Genomic DNA, 1869 nt, shown 5'->3' with positions numbered 1-1869 from the left:
ATTACAGAGTGGGGATTCGGTAAGGATAAAGAAACCATTACAATACAAGGATATGTTGATTCAGAAAATGGATTTGGAGCAGAATTGAGAAGTGAATTTCAATTTATAGTAAATAAATCAGATGAATCAATACAATCATTTATATTTGATGGAGATGAATTAATTAAAAAATAAATTAGAAAGGGAGCTTACAAGCTCTCTTTTTTAGTGTAAGAAATGAGGTGATAAATTATGTCAAGTATTATGACTGTAATACAGCTACAAGATAGAATGTCGAAACCGCTTATGTCTATTACTAATGCAATGTTGGAAGCACTATATATGACATTTGGTCTATAATTGAGCCTATCGTTTATGGAGTTGCTATAGCATTATGAGTTTATAATACGGCATTACTATTAAATAATGTTTATCAAGGAATAAGCAATGGATTGAGAACATTGGCGATTATATTAGATAAGACTGGAAGTGAAATTGGTTACAATATGACATATTTTGTGCTATAATTTACTAAAGAACCACATAAGCTACACCTAGTTATTATTACTGAAGGAGGGGATTCTATGGCAGTAGAAGTTGTGGAGTAATACATATTAAAAAATATAAAGGATCTGTGAATTAATGTAAACTTTAATTCACAAATACTAATTTTGGTGGAAGTAGGTATAGAGTATGAAAAAAATAGGAATTACATTTTCTTTGATTATTATACTTTGTATAGTAACTTTTACGGGATACTTTATTAATAATAAGAAAAAAGAAGATGGGAAGTATTTGAAAGCAACAAAAAATGTTGATAACAGTGAAATGCTTGGAGAGGATTCAAAGAGTGTTGATGACAGTGATATGGTTGGTCAAGAAGACACTTTAACAACCGACTACAAAGATGAAAGAGAAGAAAAAACAACAGATAACACTGAAATATTAAAATTTGTAAATCCTTATGGAGAATGGTTTGAAACTGAGATCAGTGACAACATTCCGCATCATAGTTATGAATGGAAATATTTAAAAAATAAAAACGACCAAATAAGTTATGAAGGAGATAAAAAATATTATATTAGAAAAGGAATAGATGTTTCACATCATCAAGGCAGTATTGATTGGAAAAAAGTAAAAGAAGCTGGATATGAATTTGCATTTATAAGGATTGCATACAGAGGGTATGGAACTGAGGGAAGCTTAAATCTAGATCGTGAATTTTATAATAATATTAATGGCGCTCATGATGCAGGACTAGACGTGGGGGTTTATGTATTCTCTCAAGCAATTGATGAAAGTGAAGCACTGGAAGAAGCTGAATTTGTGCTTGATAAACTAAAAGGAATCACATTGGAATTACCTATAGTATTTGATCCGGAACTTATTAGAGATAGTGTTGCAAGAACAGATGATATTAGCGGAGAACAATTTACCAAAAATACGATTGTATTTTGTGAAAAAGTAAAAGAAAAAGGTTTTGAACCAATGATCTATTCAAATATGTATTGGGAAGCATTTATGTTTGATTTGGTACAATTAAAAGATTACCCAATATGGTATGCGGATTATGAACAAATACCTCAAACTCCATATCAGTTTACTTTTTGGCAGTACTCAGAAAGTGGAATTGTTCCTGGGATTGAGGGAAAAACCGATTTAAATATAGAATTTTGTACTTATGAATAAGGAGTGGATGTTTTATGTACTGTAAACATTGTGGAAATTTATTGGACGATGATTCGAAATTTTGCGATAAATGTGGGAAATACATAACAGACAAACCAGATGAAATACAAAACAAGCAAGGTCATACAATCAAAAGAAAAAATATTATATTAATCGCTTTAGTTACTATAGTTTGTGCAGTAATTATTTCTGGTTTATGTA

2 protein-coding genes are annotated in these 1869 nt (G+C 30.3%); both read left to right on the top strand.

Annotation, left to right across the window (positions count from 1 at the left end):
• Positions 1-672: 672 nt before the first annotated feature.
• Positions 673-1668, top strand: a complete 996-nt coding sequence (locus ACW2QF_RS16420; protein ID WP_455717092.1) for a glycoside hydrolase family 25 protein — start codon at positions 673-675, stop codon at positions 1666-1668.
• Between the two features lie 14 nt (positions 1669-1682).
• A partial coding sequence (locus ACW2QF_RS16415) for a zinc-ribbon domain-containing protein (protein ID WP_455717091.1) occupies positions 1683-1869 on the top strand: 187 nt, incomplete at its 3' end.

The organism is Anaerosporobacter sp. (genome assembly GCF_965301125.1).
This window is presented reverse-complemented; position numbering and strand designations above follow the sequence as displayed.

Bases quoted from the DNA above. Each gene is read 5' to 3' on its own strand.
- ACW2QF_RS16420 (WP_455717092.1), top strand. From the start codon at position 673: ATGAAAAAAATAGGAATTACATTTTCTTTGATTATTATACTTTGTATA.